Here is a 16610-nt window from a genome sequence, read left to right as displayed (position 1 = left end):
ATGTTTATTTCGTTCTCCCTTGCCGTGCTTATCGGTTAATGAATACCGGATTTCGCTCAAGCAGCCCGCTGCCAAACGTTTCCCTGAACGGGGAGTCCTCCATATGGATATAACCGATGTAACAGCCACATTTTTTCATGCAACAAGGCCGATCCTCAGACAAAGTCTGCAAACCATCGCGATATAGATGTCCAATGATTCGGCGATCCTTGTAACACCTCTTCACATGCCCGGACCCCTGTACATAAAATACTTCCGAACCGGCAGCACATCGTTTGCCCAAGCTCTCATAATCCTGCAGATTTCCTTCAAAAAGCGGATCAAGCCCACGTAAAAACTTAACCTCTTCCGGCGTGTAATACTTGGGCCGATCTTTGAAGGCATTTACCCACATATACACATCATCCGGCAAAGCCTGTCTCATGGACTCGATTGCGGGGAAAGCACTACGGAGTCCGACAGTACCGACACTAAAAGCAAGTCCCATCTGACGCAAGGTCAGACATTGTTTTACAAAAGAAGCCTCTTTTGTCTCACGAGGATGATACGTCGCCCAAAAGGCTGCTTTATTCGCATCCAGCTCTCTCGCCCAATCCAGTTTGACGGACAGGTTGGTTTGAATTGCAACTTTATCCACATGTGGCATATGTGACAGTTCAACCATCGCTTCCCGGTACCAACGACGCACCAAAGCTTCACCGTAGGGATTGAAGAATATCGAAAATTGATGCCCAGCACGCTCTTGCTCCCTGACCCAATTCACAAATTGACGCAATTGTTGTTCATCCACTTTCAATGTCTCTTTGGAATCCACGGTTTTGCTAAAAGGGCAGTATGGACAGTCGTAATTACAGGAAGACAACTTCCCCCGATAATACAAAGTCGCTCTCATGAGAATACAAACCCTTCCATCTGTTCACGAATTTCGGCAGATATAAGCCAATCTCCAATCGCATCGGAGTAACCTAGTCCTTCTTCTGTCAGACGCAGAACCTGCTTGCCCTCATCGCTCTCCAACTCCGCCATGCCCTCTGTCAACAGTTCAGCCAACCAGACATAGTCGGACATCACATCGGTACCAAAGCGCTGTTGGTAGTCAGACAACGTCAATCCCTCCCGATGCAGCAAGGCTTTCAGAATAAAGCGCCGTCTCTGTTCCTCACGGCTTAACACGATGCCATAATCCGCCACATCGTAGCGCTCAGTCGCTACATAATCGGCAATGATGCTCTGTGTGGCCTTGTAACTCACGCCGTACTTGGAAGCATAATGTACTTCACTCGTATAAGAGCGTGCGCCACACCCCAGACCAACCATGCCTTCCTCCTGACAGCTGTATGGCAGAAGTGCTTTCGAGGACGACTGTTCTTTGGCAAATCTGCGCATCGAATATTGCACATAACCTTTGCTTTTCAATGTCTCACGTGCAGCTATATACAGCTCCATCCGAATGTCAGGTCCCTGACGGCGAATATCATCAGGCTTTACGATTGTATTTTCCCGTGTGTACAAGGGATAGATAAAGATCTCGCCCGGTTCGTAGGCCAGCACTCTTTCCAGTGAATAGATCCACGATTCAACCGTCTGCCCTGGGAGACCATAGATCAGATCCAGATTTAACAATGGGAAATCGTACCGAGTAAGCTTCTCAAGCGCTCGTTCGACCTCCTGCGGTTTTTGTGGACGATAGATGGCAGATGCTTCAGCTTCAATGAAACTCTGGATACCCATACTAATACGATCCACACTTCGCTCCTTCATAATGGCCAGCTTGGCGTCCGTAACGGTATCCGGCGACGTTTCCACCGAAATCGATGCTTGCGCAGGGTCCAGCCCCATCACATGTTCAGCAATATCAAAAAGACGATTCAACTGAACCTCATTTAATAATGTAGGCGTTCCTCCACCAATCGCGAACCGGGAATACGGTCTTCGAGATGTAATGGGTGCCCACTGCTTCGCCTGACGTTCCAGAGCATCCACATAACGTTCATGCGTATCATCCCGTCGATCCGGCAGGGTGAACAGATTACAGAATCCGCAACGAGCAGCGCAAAAGGGAATATGCATATATAAAAAATACGTATCGGTATTTTCTCGTTCCCACAGTGTTCCTAACGGCAGTGGTGGGTCAAGCTCCCGATATGCGGTCTTGTGCGGATACGAGTATAAGTAAGAACGATAAGGGAATGCCAGTACTTCACTGAGACTTGTAGCTATATTGGATCCGGACTGTGTGGAATGGCCTGTTGTTGTATGTTGTAAATGTTCCTCCATCGGTTTCCTCCTGTCTCCGGTTGTTGTCCTCATAAGATCAATACATTCTATACTAAAAATTCACGGTAAGGCACCGTCCAGACGACATCATGCGCAAGCCGGTGTCCTTGATACCCGTCTTCACCGTAAGCTGTACCATGATCGGAAAAAGCCAAACAAAAGGTAGGCCGGGCTCGTTTCCTCATCGCCTCGAACAATGGCCCAAGAGCCTCATCTACATATCGAAGTGCAGCTCGCTGAGTCTCCACCGAGTCCTCCTTCGCTCCTTCTACAAAGTAACGATTGGGGCCATGAATGGCAGACACGTTCAAAAACATAAATATCTTTTCATCCTCCGCTGTCTGTTCAAGCAACTTTAATGCATGCTGTACCTGATGCTCTGTTGATTTGGGGTTGGTTACCCCAAAGTTCATTCGCCAGTAACTCTGTTGGAAATAGCTGGGCAATACTTTCGCAAGCGGGTTTTTTTTCGTAAAAAAAATGACGCCGCCAATACAGATGGTACGGTAACCTTCAGCTGCGAACCCGGATACGATATCCGGTGTATCAAACAACCAGGTGTGCGGATGTGTCTTGAGTCCGGTATTCCGGGAATGAAATAGCCGTACATGAGATGCCTTGTCCGTATTAGCAGGTGTCGGCATAAAGCCACCAAAAAAAGCATGGTGCGCCGCATATGTAAAACTGCCTGGGGTATGACGCTTCTCCCACGGACCCGAACCACATAGATTAGGACAATTCTCCTCTTCCAGCTTGGCTACGTCATATCGTAACGTATCCAGCGTAATCATTAACAAATCATGGGAGCCCACGATGGTGTTCATATCAGGCATGTTGAATAGGCTCCTTTCGTAAAAGTTCCATTTCCCACTCGTAGGTTCCGAGGCCATGATGCTCAACCCTGTATAACAGATCTCCAAACGGATTCACATCCAGCACATAGGCACGCGGATTCGACCCACTAGTAAGCATCACATCAATCCCGGCTGACCACGAGTTGGGAAATGCAGACATGGCTGCTTGCGCTACCGACCGAATCAGCGACATCCGCTGTTCATCCAACCCTGCTTCAGCAGGCAGCATACGCTCATTGCGCAGATGTAGATTAGTAATTGGCGTACGGCTCAGCCGCATAATCGCATGACCTGCCTGTCCACCCGCAACCAGTTGGCGAATATCGTAGGCCCGTTGATCAAGCGTGGCTTTGGGCATCCACCGTTCAATCTGTGCACCTTCTGCACATAAACAGTTCATCAGCGTAGCAATTTCTTCACTGCGGGTATACTTGCGTAGACGTCCTTCATTGAAAAAAATCGTCTTGCCCTGTCTCTGTTCCATCCCCATCGTTGTTACAGCGATTTCATCACCCGTTCTAGGATTGACTTGATAGGCAACAACTCCTGAAGCCCCGGAGCCACTTGCGAGCTTTACAAATACACGGTTCATACCGGCATATTGCATAGCTGTACGCAAGTCGGTGTAACTTCGAATCGGCTGTGAAGACTGGAGCGTAGGAGGTACCTGAACCCCATGAGAAGATAGATGCTGCTGACATGTTCTCTTGTCAAACATCAATTGGATATCGGCGGGATCATTCAAGAATCGGACTTCAGGCCATATTTCCCGAGACTCACGGCCGATTTGATCCAGACATGCTTTCCAGCCACGGAACCACTGGGCAGGAGCGTATATTCTTCCCCACTGCTGTTCCAGCGCGAGTGCCTGTTCTGCGGAAAATGCTTCTGCTCCCATTTCACCCGTTAATGTTGACGGTGACGTATCGTTCATAGCTCCAAGGAACAGTAGCTCACATTCCACTTCCCAATCCTCTCCAGGAGCATCAATCCGAATCAGGGGTACAGGCAGATTCGCATTTACTGTATCAGCGATGGTTCGTCCGTGTCTCCAATTCTGGAGCAATTGAGCATATGACAGTACAACCGCAGGTTTCAGACCCAATCTATGCCTAGCCTCTTGCAGCCCTTGTGTTCGTCGGTTATCAGGGTTTCCGATCAATAAAAACGGCTGATCTTGCGTTAGATCAGGTACATCTATTGGTTGATGCAGGCTTTCATTCATTTCCTTTACACCTGACATCGACTATTCCGTTAACGATGGATAGCGCCAGTCATCCTCATCACTCTGTTGCTGGTCGCTAACATCTACAGATATACCCGATTGGTTCCAGCGACTGATCATTTCATTGGTCATGTAATGGTAACTTAGATCAAGATGTTTCAGTTTCTTGATCTTGTCACTGGCAAGCAACGCCTCAGCCCCTTCATCGGACAACGTTCCTTGCGATAGATCCAGTACTTCAAGTTGATCCAGAATAGGTGCTTCAGCTGCTGCTTTGGCAATCTCATCCTGAATTTCACTGTCTTTCAGACCCAAGTAAACCAGCTTTGGAAATAATCCTTTTTCTAGCAAAGGGAGTACATCTTCAAGTGATCCATTGAAACCATAATTATCCACACCCAGGTACAGTTCCAGTTTACGCAATTCAGGCAACTTGGCATGGGTGATTGAAGATAACACTTCTTTCGGGAGACCACCACAAATAATAATCAATTCTTCAAGCTTGGCATGCTGGAGTGGTTCCAGACTGAGGCCGCTACTGCCCATTACAGAGAATGATTTTAATTCTGGAAAGGCACCTAACAGCGGTGTGAGATTTGTCTGGATAATCCACGATACTTCACATTCTTCGAATCCCATATCTCCAATAAACAGTTTCTTCAATGACGGAAAACTTGGAGCCGACTCGATAAGCGTACCCATGAACTCATCAGGCGAATTTTCATAAGCCTGTCCCCAATCTCCGATGACCAGACTTTCCAATGAGCTGGCCTCCGGTTTAGCCGCCAGTTCCTTTATTAACTTTTCCATACGAATGCCGTCCTCATATTCATCGTAAGATACAACAAGCTTCACTTCTTGCATGAGTAGATCCCTCCGTTTAAAGTTCATATGTGATTCGATAATTTGAATGTTACCCCATACCACACAAGGCTTGCAACTTCTTCCAACTCCAGTCCCAATGAGATTCCCAATCGTGCAATGTAAACCATTTCTCCTGTAGGTACAAGAACATATGTTCTGATGTGTAGTCGCAGAAAATAGCCCTCACCATTAGGTATATGGATGGACCTTCACCAAACCCGATCAAACACTTCATTTCATACAAAAAGCGTTAATGGCGGGTGAACCATTCCATCGGAATGTCCTGTCCCTCCATTAACGCTTTGATGTTCACATATCATGAAGTTAAATCAAGATGTTTCGTTTAGTCTCAGCCTTCAAGTCTGGATACAAGCGCTCTCAGCGCGTGACCACGGTGGCTAATCGCCTGTTTTTGCTCAAGCGTCAGCTCTGCCATCGTCATCTCGTATTCAGGTACATAGAAGAGTGGGTCATATCCAAAACCGCCAGCACCTGCAGCTTGAGCCGTGATCCAGCCTTCGGAAGTGCCTTCCGATTCATACTTATCACCTGTTGTCGGATCGTACAGTACCAACGCACAGACAAAACGAGCCGGACTTAGTAGCGGCTGTTCGGTGTCCTCACCGGATTTCAACGATTCCAGCGTCTCCAGCAACTTCGCATTATTCTGTGCATCCGTTGCTCCTTCGCCTGCATATCTCGCTGAATATACTCCCGGCTTCCCGTCCAACAGATCTACGCAAAGTCCTGAATCGTCTGCCAGAACAGGCAAACCAAGCGCATCACCAACCGCCTTGGCTTTCTTCCAGGCATTCTCCGCAAACGTTACGCCGTCTTCTATCACATCCGGCAGCTCCGGATAGTCAAACATGCTCTTAACCTCTTTACCAAGCGGTGCGAAAGCATGAGCGAATTCACGGACTTTACCCGCATTGCGGGTTGCAACAATGAGGATTGGGCTGTCCAAACTCATCTTAAGCTTCCCCTAATCCACGCGCGCCGATCTTGAGCGCAATCGGTCCGAGCACTTCTTTTTGACGCTCGATCATCTCCAAAATCCCCTGCTCGCCCAGTTCCAACATGGCGTTCAACTCACGGCGATCAAATGGAGCTTCCTCACCTGTTCCCTGAAGCTCGACGTATTTACCGCCGCCTGTCATCACCAGGTTCATATCCACCTTGGCTTTGGAATCTTCATCATAGTTCAGATCCAGTACAGGCTGTTCACCCACAACACCCACACTTACCGCAGCAATGAAATCCGTAATCGGGAATACTTGCAGTTTGTGTTGTTGGGAAATCTTGTTCACAGCAAGCGCCAGCGCTACAAACGCACCGGTAATGGACGTTGTGCGTGTGCCTCCGTCAGCTTGAATGACATCACAGTCCAGCGTAATCGTACGCTCACCAAGAGCATGCAAATTGACCACTGAGCGCAGTGCCCGACCAATCAGACGCTGAATTTCCATGGTGCGTCCAGTTAATTTGCCGCGATTGGCTTCACGTTGGTTCCGAGTATGTGTTGCACGTGGCAGCATGGAATATTCAGCTGTTACCCAGCCTTTTCCTTGCCCTTTCATAAAGGGAGGAACTCGTTCCTCCACTGTAGCTGTACAGATCACCTTTGTATCTCCAACTTCAATCAGTACAGAGCCCTCGGCGTATTTATTCGTGTTCACTGTTAAATTCAGCGGGCGCAGCTGTTCGCTGGTTCGTCCGTTTGATCTCATATTTTCTGCCTCCTACGACTTAAGCATCCTGTAATGTTGAGCTTGTTAACATTTTTACGAATCCCTTATATTTTACCAAAGAGTTCGATTAAAAGCATCCTTAAGCATTCCTTGCTCATTAAATCGGAATTTCGTTGATATATTCAGGCTTGGAAACCGGCGCACTGTAATCCCTGTTGTCGTCACCCATGACCGTTTTTTGGCCATTCCATTCGATCTGAACTTTGGCATCCTTGCTGGCTGTGTTCTCCGCAGTGGTTAATACGACAGACTGTAAAAGCTCGCTTGGCACGATATCCCCTTCGGCAAACATATCATCTTTCAAGGCAACCGTTACCGTGCCATCCTCTGCCGTTTTGACCGATTGCAGCTCTGTTCCGCCTGTCATGACCTCTTCCAATTCGCCACCTTTGTCAGGTCCCTTGATCAGTTCATTCAATGCTGCCTGCACCCGATCTTCACCAGGTGTAACCAGACGTGTCACCGGAACATAATATTGGATGCCTGCTGGCGAAGCAGCGGAGAAATAGACCGTTACCGGGCTGCTGTTCGTCACAAACGTATCACCCAGATCCAGATTAATTCCCACAGCCCGATTCAGCGGTTCAGGCAGCGGCGTGCTGTTCACCGGCATTTGCGTTAACTTTTTGCCATCCACCCAGATCTGCACATTCTCCACATCAGGAGTTCCCGTCAATGTCCACGTGACAGCTTCTAGCATTTTCCGTTCTTCCTTTGCATCATACTTGGCAAAATTACCCGAGAACTCAACGACCGCCAGCTTGTCATCCGCGTGAATCGTTACATTCTGCACAACCGTTCCCTGCGGGAGAACGCCCTGGAATCCTTCAGGCAGCATACCTGCATAGGCCCCGCCTGTGACAAGTGTATCCAGTGCTGTCTTTGGACTGCTGGCGTCTGTTCCAGAAGGAAGTGTCAGGGATACCGGAGCGAGCAGCCCCTGCTGGTCTTGCAGATATACCGTCGTTAATGGGAGCGTTGCGAGCGCACCATTCCCTTCGGCTGCTTGAATCATGGCTGCTTCCTGAATAGGCGGTGGTGGATCAACAGCTTCGGAAGACTGTGCTCCAAACATGCCGCAGCCTGACAATACCATAGGAATACTCAGCAGCGCTGCTGCCGATACCGTACGCAAAGATTGGATCTTTCTCATGATCACGTTCCCCCTCATCATTTTTACAGTTTGTACTACCATGTATACGAGCCTTTGTCCAAAAAATAACTAAAAGATAATCGCTTCGCTAAAAACTTATATATTATCTTTAAGAAACGTAAAACAGGTTAATAACGTATTAGGAAGCAAGAGTAGGGACATTGCTAACTTCAGAGGAGGAATCGCCCATGGAACATCCTGAGCAAGAAAAAATCCCTTACAGCCTGAATAGCCGCAAAGTGGCGGAGGCAACAAGGGAATGGCTGCATAAGCGGGGCGTCACGATCCCTGAGATCGCAGAGCTGGTTATGTTATTGCAGAAAAAGTACTATCCTGATCTTACGATGGAAGAATGTATTGAAAATGTGGAGAAGGTTCTCCGTAAACGCGAGGTACAGAACGCTGTCCTGACCGGTATTCAACTCGATATTCTGGCAGAACAGGGTCAACTCATATCTCCTTTGCAGGAGATGATTGAGAACGATGAAGGACTGTATGGCGTGGATGAGATTTTGGCATTCTCCATCGTCAATGTATATGGCAGCATTGGATTTACGAATTATGGTTATGTGGACAAGCTGAAACCAGGGGTGCTTGAACGACTTAATGACAAGAGCCTGGGCCCTGTCCACACGTTCTTCGATGATATTGTCGGTGCGATTGCATCGGCAGCGAGCAGTCGGATCGCCCATCGCAAACAATCCGAGCTTGAAGAAGCACTGGGAGAAAAACCTGTCAGTGATGACGCTGTATAATGCGTAACTCGTTTCATATCTGAAGTCATGTGGAACATTGGACATGTGTATGGATGCTTCGTGAAATAACTGTTCAATAAAATAACTGTTCATGGAAAAAGCGGCCAGATGGCCGCTTTTTTGCATGTGTAAGATACTTTTTGATGATCCACATGTTTTTATTTCAGATGTTTAGGTCGTACCTTTCCCACCAAACCAAAACCTTCAACCCAATTCTGCTCGGTAGGTGAACCAGATGTTGCCCGTTTCGGTCCAATCGTGATTTCCGGGCCTTTGCGCTCTCGCAACATGCCACGCAGCACAGTGATGCCAACGATGCTGAGTCCGGTAAATACATACATCATCCGCATGATAATGTTGCCTGAATCTGATCCTGTTACCATGCCGTGAACCAGCAGACTAATGAACACCGGGTAGGACAGCATGTGGAACATGAACCACCATTTGCTGCCCAGCTTGTTCCGCAGATCACTGGATAACAGGACAATCACTAATCCGTAGAAGGCTATCGTTCCCAGACCACTGCCAATCGGATGCACGGAGGCGGTAAAAGGAATCAGAAGTTCTCCCCAGGTAAATGGGCTGTAATGATCGATATATAACGTTAACGCATGTACGAGTCCAAGTCCGAAGGCGAGCCAGGTCGTTCGAGTATGCCATTTGAACATGGTCGCTTTAGGTTTGCCTTTGGCCATCGGCATCCCTTGAGCAATGCCCAGAAATACACCGACAAAGAGCAGCACATAAGCAGCAATCCCACTAATTCGAATGATATTCCACGTCGGCAGGTAATCTACAATCCATTGTGCCATAACCGGCTCCCCCATATCTGTTAGACTTGTCCCCGTTTATATCAGACTGAAGCGATGATCCGGATCAAAACCGGGCCAGTGCTCAGCGAGCGTATCCGTATTCCCTCTAAAATAAATACTCTCATCCCGTGTCATCCACAAGACGTCATGCCGATCGTAATGTCGGTTTAACCAACCCACCGCCTCGGCACTACCCAAAATGCAGACCGTCTTGGCAATGATCTCGCATTGCGAAGCATGCTGTCCCAGAACCGTACACTGCAATACGTCCGTATCTGCCGGCTCCATCGTCCGTGGGTCAATGAGGTGGTGTGCAAAGCTTCCATCCGTATTCTGCCATTGTCTGCGGGAAATACCCGATGTGGCAACAGCTCCTCGCTGTAAACGGATCGCTCCCGACACAGCACCCTGATTCTGCAAAGGATCTTCTACTTGCAAGGTCCACTGGGAATGGTCTGGTGAACCCCATACTTGAATATCTCCACCCGCGTTAATCAACCCCGCCGGAATATGCAACGTTCGCTGTAACCAGTCTGCGATACGCTCTACTGCCCAGCCCTTAACAATGCCTCCCAGGTCCAACTCAGCTCCGGGGTCCAGATGAACCATCCGACTACCTTCCCGCTGAATCCATCCCGGACGACTGTGGTCATGACGATCTTCCATCATTCCTGAGCTTTCAGGTGTTCTCGTTCGCAAAATGCGTTCAAGCAGCGGACGTTGCGGTTGTCGTTGTTGCACCTTCTCGAAGCTTAGATCATATCCCGAAGCCTGAAGAGCCTGCGAGATACCCGGTTGAAAAATCCCTTCAGTCAGTCCAATATATCCATAGGCCAGACTCAACACTTCATCCATCGCAGCGGAGATGGGTATCCATCCGGTTGCATGATTCAGACGATTCAGTTCACTGTCTGCCACAAATCGGCTAAAGCGCTGCTCTTGCGTCTCAAACCAATTCTTCACCACGGTTGCTGCATGTTCAGCTTCTTCCTGCCCAGCGGACAGCTGCACTTCAACATCCGTGTTCATTGCACGGAATTGAAATCGGAGCGGACGAGCAACTTGCTCCGTGCGGCTCATGATGCACCTGTACGTGACTGATAGTTGCCACTGCTGTATCCAGAGTCTTTACCCTGGTTATTTTGCCCGATACGCTGAGAATCTGAATAATTATCCTTGTTACTCACGCTCTGATCTGGCCGAGCTGCTTGTGTGCTATCGGATGTTCCATTATATTGACTATCATCATTATTATTGTCCTGCGTATTCCAGTTGTTGCTGTCCGTTGTGCTGTTGATCCATTCATCCATCACATCATCCCGCGTATCCACCTGGCTTGAAGCAGTAACGCTTGTATCCGTACCATTCGCTGCTGCATAAGCCACATCAAAGGCATCCGAAGTTCTTACATATTGAAAGAGTGCAGCCACGGTCAACGTTGCTGCCGCTGAAGCTTGCCATTTTCTCCATTGATTCCGTTTTCTTCTGGTCATCGCTCTTCCCTACTTTCTTTAGGGTGTGTCTCAAGACACGCCCTAGCGAAGTTCATAGATGTATCATAGGCGCGCTGGCTTAAAAATAGATGAATGAACCGTTAAGAGAGGCTAAAAAGGCCCAGAACAGGTGAATTTCCTGTCCCGAGCCTCTAAAGGTCGCATTATCATTTCATATCTATATCAACATACCTTTAAAATCGAAAATAGAACGTGCCATCCGGTTTCTGCTCTCGCTTCACTACTTCGCGTCGAATTAACTCCTGCAAATGGGCTAACGTCTCACTCATGGCAAACCGCAGTTGATGGGTACCCAGCCGATTCCCAAACATGTGCACACAGATGTCATAAGCATTCGCCGGTGACTCCTGAATTCGCTCTGTCATCTTCTGAAGACGTTCCTCGTGATGAGCCAGCAATTGTACTGTCCGTTCGGTGAACTGGGTAAAAGGATTCCGATGTCCCGGGTACGCATGCTTGACGTTCAGCTCCCCAAGACGTTCCAATCCTTCCATATAAGACAATAATGGCTGAGGGTCACTGCCGGGTTGCAGACTGATATTCGGTGAAATCTGTGGCAAAACTGCATCTCCGCACAGAATCTCCATGGACTCCGGCGCATAAAAGGATAAATGGCCTGGGGCATGTCCACCTGTCTCCACAGCAATCCAACGTTTCCCGCCCATATCGAGCCACTCGCCATCTTCAATAGGCGTGACATTCGGAAGTGGCGTGATCTGCGAAGCAAATGCCTTCATATGTTCATGTATCTGCTCAGTCTTGTCTTCCGGCATACCATGACAACCATAATAATCAGGTAATATTATATTGATGTGTGAATCAGGTCCCCACATATAATCAGCCTCTTTGCGGGAGCGTGTGGACATTCGAACGAGTGCCCCTGTCATCTGTTGCATCCAACCCGACAACCCAAGATGATCGGGGTGATGGTGGGTCAGTACAATTTGACGAATATCGCCAAAGGTCAGGCCGAGATCTGCCAACGCTTCACTCCACTCCTGTTCTGTTTCCGAATTGCGCGGTCCCGGATCTATAATGGTTATCTTTCCATCCGGTTCTGATAACAGATAACTGTTCACCCATCGTAAGGGAAACGACATGCTGATCTTGACCCGGTGTATGCCCTCTGTCATGGGCATCTCTTCTGTGCGCTTCATGTTATCCCCCTTCCAGACTGTCTCTGTTCACTCCACAGGACGATGACCCACAAAAATCATGCGTGGAGAAGTCTGCTCGTCATATTTCTCTTCGTCATAGCCACCATGTACCTGATCTACCCGGAGTCCGGCGGCACTTAACATCTGACTCAGTTGATCCCGTGTGTACAACTTCACACGCTCCTGATATACCCGCGGTTCATGTCCGGATGCGGTGTCCGTAATGCGAATCTCCTTCTGCACAAATCCTTCCTCAATCTTGCGATACTCCTCAATCCGCTGCCCCTCATCCTCTCGGACAGAGTGGGGCATCAGATGCCGAGTCACATAAGCCGTATTCATAAAATCAATAATATAGCTGCCACCCGGGCGAAGCATGCGATGAATGGCACGTAATACTTTCAATTGTTCTCCGTCCTCCAGGAAATAACCAAACGATGTGAACAGATTAACTACAGCGTCAAAGCCACCTTTCAACGGCAGTTCACGCATGTCCGCATGACACCACGATACTCGGTGTTCGGTGTCCATTAGGCGCGCTTCACGTAGAAGCACATCGGACAGATCAACTCCGGTCACTCGCAATCCTGCATCAGCAAGTGCCATGGAGTGCCGTCCCATACCGCAGCATAGATCCAATACTTCAGCATTGGGCTCAAGCTTCAACCAATTGATCATTTTATGTACTTCCTGATAGGCACCCTGCACATCCCGGTGCTTGTATACGAGAAGATAATCTTCTCCAAAACTCTTTTCATACCATTCCGTCATCCATTCTCGCCCTCCACTTGGTCACTGGCTCTCTATCTATAGTCACTGTTGTACAAGCCTGATCATTTCCCCTAGCTTTAATGTATTGTACCGTCTTTATTCTGCAAACTCAAAAAATTCCAGTGATTTTCCAACATTGAACAGCCAAAATGCACACGATATAATGTTAGACATATGCCTGCAGATCGGTTAATTATAAGCAACAGGAGGTGTTCTTATGATTCACATCGGACTTACCGGATGGGGGGATCAGGAAGATCTCTATCCAAACCGTACCAAAGCCAAAGACAAGCTCAGTCTATACGGACAATACTTCTCCACCGTGGAGGTGGATAGTTCTTTCTACGCCGTTCAGCCGCGAGATCGAATGGCACGATGGGCTGCCGAGACGCCCGAATCCTTTGCTTTTATCATCAAAGCCTATCAGGGAATGACCGGACATCTGCGGGGCAAACCCTACTTCACCAGCACGTCGGAGATGTATAAAGCTTTTCGGGAATCACTGGAGCCTGTCATTGAAGCTGGCAAGATGCAGGCAGCCTTGTTTCAATATCCACCTTGGTTTGAGTGCAATAAGGACAACGTAAAAGAGCTTCGTGAAGTGAAACTGAGAATGGAAGGTATTCCGTGTGCCCTAGAATTCCGTCATCGCAGCTGGTATGAAGATGGCATGCGCGAGCGGACGCTTTCGTTCATGAAGGAGCAAGGCTGGATTCATAGTGTCTGTGACGAACCTCAGGCGGGTTTAGGTTCCATTCCTATCGTGCCACAGGCCACGGATTCGGAGATGACGCTGGTTCGCATGCACGGACGCAACGTGTCCGGCTGGCATCAGAATGGTGCGCCTAATTGGCGCGAGACCCGTTATTTGTACCGTTACAATAAGGAAGAATTGTTGGAATGGAAAGGGTATCTGGAGCAATTGCAAGAGCAGAGCAAAGATGTCTATGTTATTTTTAATAACAACTCCGGTGGCGATGCAGCGGCGAATGCACAGATGATGATGGACCTGCTGGACCTGCCAGTGAAGCCTTTTCCTGACCGTACTGAACCAGAACAGGAAGAAGGACCGGAGCAGCTGGAGTTATTTTAATGCACGCTAAAAACAGAGTTATTCATATTATTAGGTGAAGGTAAGTGTATTTATCATTGTTATCATGCTGATCAAATTCGGGATTAGAATAACACTAAAAAGCGGCAAGCCTGAGGGCATTGCCGCTTTCTTTAGCTGGTAATCTACCTATAGAAGGCTATCCACATACATTCGTTTCGTTGCGTCAAACATCAGCGCTGCGCGGCTGTAACCGAAGAATCGATATGCGCCTCACGGAGCTGCTGATTCATTTTATGCGCTTCAATGCCAGCCAAGAGCACAATGCCAATCCCGTGGGTATCGTTCAGATTCCATCCCAGATCATCGCGATAATACAAGGCGGTAAACGAGTACCCGGAACCGCGGCATACCCCGTATATATTACCTTTATAGTCAATCGACAAACGCGTCATGCCTTTCCATCCTTTGCGCACTGCCTCCAGATAAGGCTCTGGCTGTTCCAGCCAGCCTTCCCGAATACCACGGGCATAAGCGTAGATGAACATGGACGTGCAGGAGGTTTCTTCATACGAATCCGGGCGGTTCAGCACCTGATGCCATAGTCCATTTTCCCCTTGCAGCGCCAGATAACCTTCACTTAAATCACGGTAGAAACGTAGCAGTTCCGACCGTTTCACATGATCATGTGGCAAGATGGATAACAATTCGGTTAATGAAAAGAGCACCCAGCCGTTCCCTCGTCCCCATGGGATACCTGTCGCCCGACCACGCACAAAATCATACACATGGGACATAATCTGTTGTTCGGGAAGGTAGAGGTATTTACGGAACATCAGGAACTGATTGATCGCATCATCCCAGTACGCCCTATCTCCTTTCAACTGACCATAACGCATCAGAAAAGGTGTACTCATGTACAAGTCATCACACCACATGGTCTCCTGACGCATCTCCCCACTGCCGCGAACCCGGTAAAAGGCACCATCCTCCAGACGTTCTTGCTCATCCGTAATGTAGCCCGCAATCCGATCCGCCGTGTCTCTTCCCCCACGAATATCACCCAACTCCATCGCAGCAAGCAGTGTAGAGCCAAACGAACCACAATCATCCAGACTGTCTATCGCAGACAGTTGATTATTGATTCCTGCCGCACCGTATCCTTCCCTATCCCATAGACCGTAACGATCAAATGAAGTACTCAGTTCAATATGTTGCCGCACATACTGAATGTAATCATCCCGTCCCAATTCCTGTCCTGTCTGGAGCAGTCCAAGCAGGGTAACACCGAGCGGATAATTCCACTTCCCGTAATGTGTATTCTCCAGGTAAGGACGAACATGGGTATCGGGAAGATCTACCCGCCAATATACACCTTGTGCGCCATCATCAAACACGGTATCTGTTCGCACGATGTCAGCATGGGATGGTTCAGCGCCGGGAGCAAATACACCTGTGTAGAGCCAGGGGTCAGAGCACCCCGCAACCGGATGAGGTGATCTTAGTCTCCAGCCTGTGGAACCCGAACTTTCGTCATCTTCCAACGTGAATCCCCAGGAGCCACCTTGTGCCTGGATTTCACCTTTCACGACTAGATCCCAAGAACCGTAACGGCGGGGGATTTCTGCGTGGAAGTTGGCACTGCTTCCAGCAGAGTATATTTCCGTCCCATCCACATACAGAGTCAAAGCACCATCATGATTTCCTTTTAAAATAATTGGCGTTGATCCCGGCAAGATTACATCCAGTCTCGTCCATGCATAAGCCACAGCGGGTTGTTCCGTACCAAAGATGCGAGCAAATGAACCCTTGCTCTGCTCCTCATCTCTCCAGCCCCTTCGCGGATACCAGGAAAGGACCGTTTCTTCTTCCGTCATGCCGTCACGAGGAAGAGATAATACAGGTTCATCGACGGGTTCCGAATATAACCAGCCCTCCTGTCCTTGACGATCTGCCCCAGGAGTGAGGAAGTGCAGGGGGAAATTTTTGAAAGAGGCTGTTCCGTAGATACCGCCGAATCCTACTTCTGTTTTGACAAAACATAGCAACACATCATTCCAGCCATAGTTCACGGAAATTGGAATCTGGGTTCTTCGCTCGGGAAATAACTCCTGCAACAACTCGGATTTGAATACCTCTTCGCCGTTCACGTAGATCGTCACCGGACTATAACAGTTCAGGCCCGTATTTAACGTTGTATTCTGCTCGCTCCATAACTTGCCCCACACATATACGTATTGCCCTGCACGCGCCTCTACGCATTTCTCATTCAGATTCAGGTCGTAGCGATAGTCCCCAAGTCTACGAAAACCACCCTGATGAAAAGCTCTGAACAAAAAGGAATGTTTCGGATGATCGCCAATATAACGCTGAGCCACCGTTGTCAATATATCCGGAATTGAATCGTACACCTTGCCTGCAATCGC

At 48.6% G+C, this 16610-nt stretch carries 16 protein-coding genes; 2 read left to right on the top strand and 14 right to left on the bottom strand.

Annotated features, from left to right (window positions below):
* Window positions 1–28 precede the first annotated feature (28 nt).
* The 8 genes from QF049_RS29580 to QF049_RS29545 form a co-directional block, all read right to left on the bottom strand.
* Window positions 29–892, bottom strand: a complete 864-nt coding sequence (locus QF049_RS29580; RefSeq protein WP_307542546.1) for an STM4011 family radical SAM protein — start codon at window positions 890–892, stop codon at window positions 29–31.
* Complete coding sequence (locus tag QF049_RS29575; RefSeq protein WP_307542544.1) at window positions 889–2277, bottom strand: STM4012 family radical SAM protein; 1389 nt, start codon at window positions 2275–2277, stop codon at window positions 889–891. Before QF049_RS29575 ends, QF049_RS29580 begins: the two co-directional genes overlap by 4 nt.
* Before the next feature lie 47 nt (window positions 2278–2324).
* Window positions 2325–3110, bottom strand: coding sequence for an STM4013/SEN3800 family hydrolase (locus QF049_RS29570; RefSeq protein WP_307542542.1), 786 nt, complete (start codon window positions 3108–3110; stop codon window positions 2325–2327).
* Window positions 3103–4356 carry an STM4014 family protein gene (locus QF049_RS29565; RefSeq protein WP_307542540.1) on the bottom strand — a complete coding sequence of 418 codons (1254 nt, stop codon included), beginning with the start codon at window positions 4354–4356 and terminating at the stop codon, window positions 3103–3105. The genes QF049_RS29570 and QF049_RS29565 overlap by 8 nt, the downstream gene beginning before the upstream one ends.
* A 21-nt stretch (window positions 4357–4377) precedes the next feature.
* The gene (locus QF049_RS29560) at window positions 4378–5220 is read right to left on the bottom strand and encodes an STM4015 family protein (protein WP_307542538.1); all 843 of its coding nucleotides are present in this window, start codon (window positions 5218–5220) and stop codon (window positions 4378–4380) included.
* 349 nt (window positions 5221–5569) lie between these two features.
* Window positions 5570–6193, bottom strand: coding sequence for an XTP/dITP diphosphatase (locus QF049_RS29555; RefSeq protein WP_307542536.1), 624 nt, complete (start codon window positions 6191–6193; stop codon window positions 5570–5572).
* A gap of 1 nt (window position 6194) precedes the next feature.
* Complete coding sequence (gene rph / locus QF049_RS29550) at window positions 6195–6950, bottom strand: ribonuclease PH (protein WP_307542534.1); 756 nt, start codon at window positions 6948–6950, stop codon at window positions 6195–6197.
* A 118-nt stretch (window positions 6951–7068) separates the two neighbouring features.
* A complete protein-coding gene (locus QF049_RS29545) occupies window positions 7069–8124 on the bottom strand; it encodes a GerMN domain-containing protein (protein ID WP_091037631.1) in 1056 nt (351 codons plus the stop codon).
* A 188-nt stretch (window positions 8125–8312) separates the two neighbouring features.
* Between QF049_RS29545 and QF049_RS29540 the strand changes: the two genes are divergently transcribed.
* Complete coding sequence (locus QF049_RS29540) at window positions 8313–8879, top strand: phosphatidylglycerophosphatase A family protein (RefSeq protein ID WP_307542531.1); 567 nt, start codon at window positions 8313–8315, stop codon at window positions 8877–8879.
* Window positions 8880–9037: 158 nt separating this feature from the next.
* Here the strand turns inward: QF049_RS29540 and QF049_RS29535 are convergent, their stop codons facing one another.
* The 5 genes from QF049_RS29535 to QF049_RS29515 all read right to left on the bottom strand — a co-directional run bounded on the left by QF049_RS29535 (window position 9038) and on the right by QF049_RS29515 (window position 13133).
* The gene (locus QF049_RS29535) at window positions 9038–9691 is read right to left on the bottom strand and encodes a ferric reductase-like transmembrane domain-containing protein (protein ID WP_307542529.1); all 654 of its coding nucleotides are present in this window, start codon (window positions 9689–9691) and stop codon (window positions 9038–9040) included.
* Window positions 9692–9727: 36 nt separating this feature from the next.
* Window positions 9728–10771 (bottom strand): FAD:protein FMN transferase, encoded by a 1044-nt coding sequence (locus tag QF049_RS29530; RefSeq protein WP_307542527.1) that lies wholly within the window; start codon window positions 10769–10771, stop codon window positions 9728–9730.
* Window positions 10768–11184: a hypothetical protein gene (locus QF049_RS29525; RefSeq protein ID WP_124117683.1), complete on the bottom strand. Its 417-nt coding sequence runs from the start codon at window positions 11182–11184 to the stop codon at window positions 10768–10770. Before QF049_RS29525 ends, QF049_RS29530 begins: the two co-directional genes overlap by 4 nt.
* 194 nt (window positions 11185–11378) lie before the next feature.
* Window positions 11379–12362 carry an MBL fold metallo-hydrolase gene (locus QF049_RS29520; protein ID WP_307542525.1) on the bottom strand — a complete coding sequence of 328 codons (984 nt, stop codon included), beginning with the start codon at window positions 12360–12362 and terminating at the stop codon, window positions 11379–11381.
* Between the two features lie 27 nt (window positions 12363–12389).
* Window positions 12390–13133: a class I SAM-dependent methyltransferase gene (locus tag QF049_RS29515; protein WP_307542523.1), complete on the bottom strand. Its 744-nt coding sequence runs from the start codon at window positions 13131–13133 to the stop codon at window positions 12390–12392.
* A 217-nt stretch (window positions 13134–13350) separates the two neighbouring features.
* Between QF049_RS29515 and QF049_RS29510 the strand changes: the two genes are divergently transcribed.
* Entirely contained in the window at window positions 13351–14226 is an 876-nt protein-coding gene (locus tag QF049_RS29510) for a DUF72 domain-containing protein (RefSeq protein WP_124117678.1), read from the top strand.
* Between the two features lie 191 nt (window positions 14227–14417).
* Here QF049_RS29510 and QF049_RS29505 read toward each other — a convergent pair whose 3' ends face one another.
* The gene (locus QF049_RS29505; protein WP_307542519.1) at window positions 14418–16595 is read right to left on the bottom strand and encodes a glycoside hydrolase family 88/105 protein; all 2178 of its coding nucleotides are present in this window, start codon (window positions 16593–16595) and stop codon (window positions 14418–14420) included.
* Between the last annotated feature and the right edge of the window lie 15 nt (window positions 16596–16610).

Source organism: Paenibacillus sp. W4I10, assembly GCF_030816325.1.
In the GTDB taxonomy this organism is placed as follows: Bacteria; Bacillota; Bacilli; order Paenibacillales; family Paenibacillaceae; genus Paenibacillus; species Paenibacillus amylolyticus_B.
Note: the sequence above shows the minus strand (reverse complement) of the source record. Positions and strands in the feature narration are given on the sequence as shown.

Coding starts and splice junctions, on each gene's coding strand:
- QF049_RS29580 (WP_307542546.1), bottom strand. CDS start 892: ATGAGAGCGACTTTGTATTATCGGGGGAAGTTGTCTTCCTGTAATTAC.
- QF049_RS29575 (WP_307542544.1), bottom strand. CDS start 2,277: ATGGAGGAACATTTACAACATACAACAACAGGCCATTCCACACAGTCC.
- QF049_RS29570 (WP_307542542.1), bottom strand. CDS start 3,110: ATGCCTGATATGAACACCATCGTGGGCTCCCATGATTTGTTAATGATT.
- QF049_RS29565 (WP_307542540.1), bottom strand. CDS start 4,356: ATGAATGAAAGCCTGCATCAACCAATAGATGTACCTGATCTAACGCAA.
- QF049_RS29560 (WP_307542538.1), bottom strand. CDS start 5,220: ATGCAAGAAGTGAAGCTTGTTGTATCTTACGATGAATATGAGGACGGC.
- QF049_RS29555 (WP_307542536.1), bottom strand. CDS start 6,193: ATGAGTTTGGACAGCCCAATCCTCATTGTTGCAACCCGCAATGCGGGT.
- rph (WP_307542534.1), bottom strand. CDS start 6,950: ATGAGATCAAACGGACGAACCAGCGAACAGCTGCGCCCGCTGAATTTA.
- QF049_RS29545 (WP_091037631.1), bottom strand. CDS start 8,124: ATGAGAAAGATCCAATCTTTGCGTACGGTATCGGCAGCAGCGCTGCTG.
- QF049_RS29540 (WP_307542531.1), top strand. CDS start 8,313: ATGGAACATCCTGAGCAAGAAAAAATCCCTTACAGCCTGAATAGCCGC.
- QF049_RS29535 (WP_307542529.1), bottom strand. CDS start 9,691: ATGGCACAATGGATTGTAGATTACCTGCCGACGTGGAATATCATTCGA.
- QF049_RS29530 (WP_307542527.1), bottom strand. CDS start 10,771: ATGAGCCGCACGGAGCAAGTTGCTCGTCCGCTCCGATTTCAATTCCGT.
- QF049_RS29525 (WP_124117683.1), bottom strand. CDS start 11,184: ATGACCAGAAGAAAACGGAATCAATGGAGAAAATGGCAAGCTTCAGCG.
- QF049_RS29520 (WP_307542525.1), bottom strand. CDS start 12,362: ATGAAGCGCACAGAAGAGATGCCCATGACAGAGGGCATACACCGGGTC.
- QF049_RS29515 (WP_307542523.1), bottom strand. CDS start 13,133: ATGACGGAATGGTATGAAAAGAGTTTTGGAGAAGATTATCTTCTCGTA.
- QF049_RS29510 (WP_124117678.1), top strand. CDS start 13,351: ATGATTCACATCGGACTTACCGGATGGGGGGATCAGGAAGATCTCTAT.